Below are 3439 nucleotides of genomic sequence, written 5' to 3'. Positions count from 1 at the left end.
CGCCGGAAAATCGACCTTGCTGAACGCGCTGGTCGGGCGCGAGGCGGCGATTACTTCGGAATTTGCGGGCACCACCCGCGACGTGATCGAGGTGCGGATGGACCTGCACGGCCTGCCGGTAACGGTGTTGGACACCGCCGGTCTGCGCGATACCGACGACGTTGTCGAAGGCATCGGCATCGACCGCGCCAAGGAACGTGCCAGCGCCGCCGATCTGCGGGTTTTCCTGTTGGATTCCAACGGCTCGACCCTTGGGCTGACGCCGGATGTTGATGACATCGTGCTGCACGGCAAGGCCGATCTTGCCCATGGCGACGGCCCTGCGGTGTCGGGAAAAACCGGTGAAGGCGTGGCTGAATTGATCGCGCAAATCACCAGCCGGCTTGAAACCCGCGCTGCCCGCGCCGCCACCGCGACGCGCGAACGCCACAGGCTGGCGATTGTTCATGCGCTGACCTCTATTTCTGCGGCGCGGAATCAGGTATTACGTGGCCCGGACTGTGCAGAGCTGGCCGCCGAAGACCTGAGAACCGCAATTCGGGCGCTTGATTCCCTCGTGGGTCGGGTCGATGTCGAACATATTCTCGATGAGATTTTCGCCAGCTTCTGCCTTGGCAAGTAAGGAGTGTTTCACGTGAAACATCTCGACTTTGATGTTGTGGTAATTGGCGGCGGTCATGCCGGCGCCGACGCGGCCCATGCGGCGGCGCGCCTTGGTGCGCGCACCGCACTGGTAACGCTGCGCCGCGATGGCATAGGTGTCATGTCCTGCAATCCGGCGATTGGCGGCTTGGGCAAGGGTCATCTGGTGCGCGAAGTTGATGCAATGGACGGGCTGATGGGGCAGGTCGCCGACCGCGCCGGCATCCAGTTCCGGCTGTTGAACCGCCGCAAAGGGCCTGCGGTGCAGGGGCCGCGCACCCAAGCGGACCGCAAGATTTATCGCGAAACCATGCAGGCCTTTATCGCCGCAACCCCAGGCCTGACTGTGGTTGAGGGTGAAGCCACCGATCTGATGATGCGCGGCGATGCTGTTGCTGGCGTGGTTCTGGCCGATGGGTCTGAACTGAGCGCCGCCTCGGTCGTGCTGACCACCGGCACTTTCCTGCGTGGCGTCATCCATATCGGTGACGTCAAACGCCCCGGCGGCCGGATGGGCGACAAGCCGTCGGTCAAGCTGGCCGAGCGGATCGACGGTTTCGGCCTGCCGCTGGGCCGTCTGAAAACCGGCACGCCGCCACGACTGGATGGCCGCACGATTGATTGGGACAGTCTTGGCGCGCAGCCCGGCGATGAAGAACCGGTGCTGTTTTCCTTCCTGAACAAGACGCCTTTCGTGCGGCAGGTGTCCTGTGGCATCACCCACACCAACACGAAAACCCACCAGATCATCCGCGACAACCTTGAGCGCTCGGCGATGTATGGCGGCCATATCGAAGGTGTCGGTCCGCGCTATTGCCCGTCGATCGAAGACAAGGTCGTGCGCTTTGCCGATAAGGATTCGCACCAGATTTTCCTTGAGCCCGAAGGGCTGGACGATCACACGGTCTATCCGAACGGCATCTCGACCTCGCTGCCCGAGGACGTTCAGCACGACTATGTGCACTCGATCGCCGGGCTTGAGCAGGCGGTGATCCTGCAACCGGGTTACGCCATCGAATACGACTATGTCGATCCGCGCGCGCTGGCCTCGACGCTGGGCGTTAAGGACGTTCCGGGACTATATCTTGCGGGTCAGATCAACGGAACCACAGGATATGAGGAGGCCGCCGCGCAAGGGATGGTCGCTGGCCTGAATGCCGGCCTGTCCGCTTTGGGTCGCGATCCGGTGCTTTTCAGCCGCACAGACAGCTATATCGGCGTGATGATCGACGATCTGGTGACCCGCGGCGTGACCGAACCTTACCGCATGTTCACCTCGCGCGCCGAGTTCCGCCTGAGCCTGCGCGCCGACAATGCCGACCAGCGCCTGACGCCGATGGGGCTGGATCTGGGCTGCGTCGGCGAGGCCCGCCGCCGCGCCTTTGGCGACAAGATGGAGGCCATCGGTCAGGCCCGCGAAATTCTGGACGCGATGTCGTTGACCCCGAAACAGATCACCGACTCGGGCATCAAGATCAGCGCCGATGGCACCCGCCGGTCGGGCTTTGACCTGCTGTCGTTCCCCGATGTCAGCTTTGATCAGGTGGCCAATCTTGAACCGGCGCTGACGGACGTCGCGCCTGAAATCCGCGATCAGATCGCCCGCGATGCGTTGTATTCGAACTATATCAAGCGTCAGGAAATGGATGTCGCCGCGATGAAGCGCGACGAGGCCCAGATCATTCCCGGCGATTTCGATTATACGAACCTGCAAGGCCTGTCGAACGAGCTGCGCCTGAAACTGACCCGCGTGCGCCCGGCGACCTTGGGGCAGGCGGGGCGCGTTGACGGGATGACGCCAGCGGCGCTGACCTTGTTGCTGAGCAAAATTCGCCAGCGGGGGCGAAAAACCGCATGACCGATCTTGCCGGGCTGAATGTTTCACGTGAAACATTGCAGCACCTGAAAACCTATGAGGCCCTGCTGAACAAGTGGAATCCGGCGATCAATCTGGTCGCCAAATCCACGCTGGCCGACGCCTGGACCCGGCATTTCATCGATTCCGCACAGATTTTCCAACTGGCGCCAAATGCCGCGCATTGGGTTGATCTGGGCAGCGGCGGCGGTTTTCCGGGGATGGTGGTTGCCATTCTGGCGCTGGAATTCGCGCCGCAAATGCAGATCACGCTGGTCGAAAGCGATCAACGCAAGGCAACCTTCCTGCGCACCGTCGCGCGCGAGACCGGCGCAAATGCCACTGTCATCGCCGCCCGAATCGAGGATGTTCCGCCGCTAAATGCCGATGTGCTGTCAGCGCGGGCGCTGGCGGCGCTGGATTTGCTGCTGGAATTTGCGAATCGCCATCTTTCGCCTGATGGCGTGGCGCTTTTCCTGAAAGGTGCTAACCACGACAAAGAGATCGCGGAAGCAGTTGCAAACTGGCGGTTCACAGTTCAAAAACTTCCCAGCACTACCGATTCAAACGCCATTATTCTGGCCATTCGAGAGCTTGCGCATGTCTGATCCTACCCGGCCGATTGGCCCGAAAATCATTGCTGTCGCGAACCAGAAGGGCGGGGTGGGCAAAACCACGACCGCGATCAATCTGGCCGCGGCGCTGGTGGCCGAAGGGCTGACCGTGCTGATCGTCGACCTTGATCCGCAGGGGAATGCCTCGACCGGCTTGGGGATCGAGGCCGATCAGCGCGATTTTACCACCTATGATCTGCTGCTGGACGACGCGCCGCTGCGCGACGTGATCCGGGCCACAAATATCGATGGCCTGCTGATTGCGCCCGCGACGACGGACCTTAGCTCGGCCGATATCGAAATGGTTTCGAACGAAAAGCGCAGCTAT

The 3439-nt window shown here is 61.8% G+C and carries 4 protein-coding genes; all 4 read left to right on the top strand.

Annotated elements, in window-relative coordinates:
- Positions 1–622, top strand: a 622-nt coding sequence (locus tag ABYW26_RS12185) for a GTPase (RefSeq protein WP_372605171.1), incomplete at its 5' end; no start/stop codon positions are given.
- A gap of 12 nt (positions 623–634) precedes the next feature.
- The gene (gene mnmG, locus ABYW26_RS12180; RefSeq protein ID WP_372605170.1) at positions 635–2500 is read left to right on the top strand and encodes a tRNA uridine-5-carboxymethylaminomethyl(34) synthesis enzyme MnmG; all 1866 of its coding nucleotides are present in this window, start codon (positions 635–637) and stop codon (positions 2498–2500) included.
- Complete coding sequence (rsmG, locus tag ABYW26_RS12175) at positions 2497–3105, top strand: 16S rRNA (guanine(527)-N(7))-methyltransferase RsmG (protein WP_372605169.1); 609 nt, start codon at positions 2497–2499, stop codon at positions 3103–3105. The genes mnmG and rsmG overlap by 4 nt, the downstream gene beginning before the upstream one ends.
- Positions 3098–3439, top strand: a 342-nt coding sequence (locus ABYW26_RS12170; protein ID WP_372605168.1) for a ParA family protein, incomplete at its 3' end; no start/stop codon positions are given. The genes rsmG and ABYW26_RS12170, both read left to right, overlap by 8 nt.

The organism is Actibacterium sp. (assembly GCF_041584535.1).
Lineage (GTDB): Bacteria > Pseudomonadota > Alphaproteobacteria > Rhodobacterales > Rhodobacteraceae > Actibacterium_D.
The sequence above is the reverse complement of the archived record's forward strand: the minus strand, read 5'-3'. Positions and strand labels throughout refer to the sequence as shown.

Bases quoted from the DNA above. Each gene is read 5' to 3' on its own strand.
- rsmG (WP_372605169.1), top strand. From the start codon at position 2,497: ATGACCGATCTTGCCGGGCTGAATGTTTCACGTGAAACATTGCAGCAC.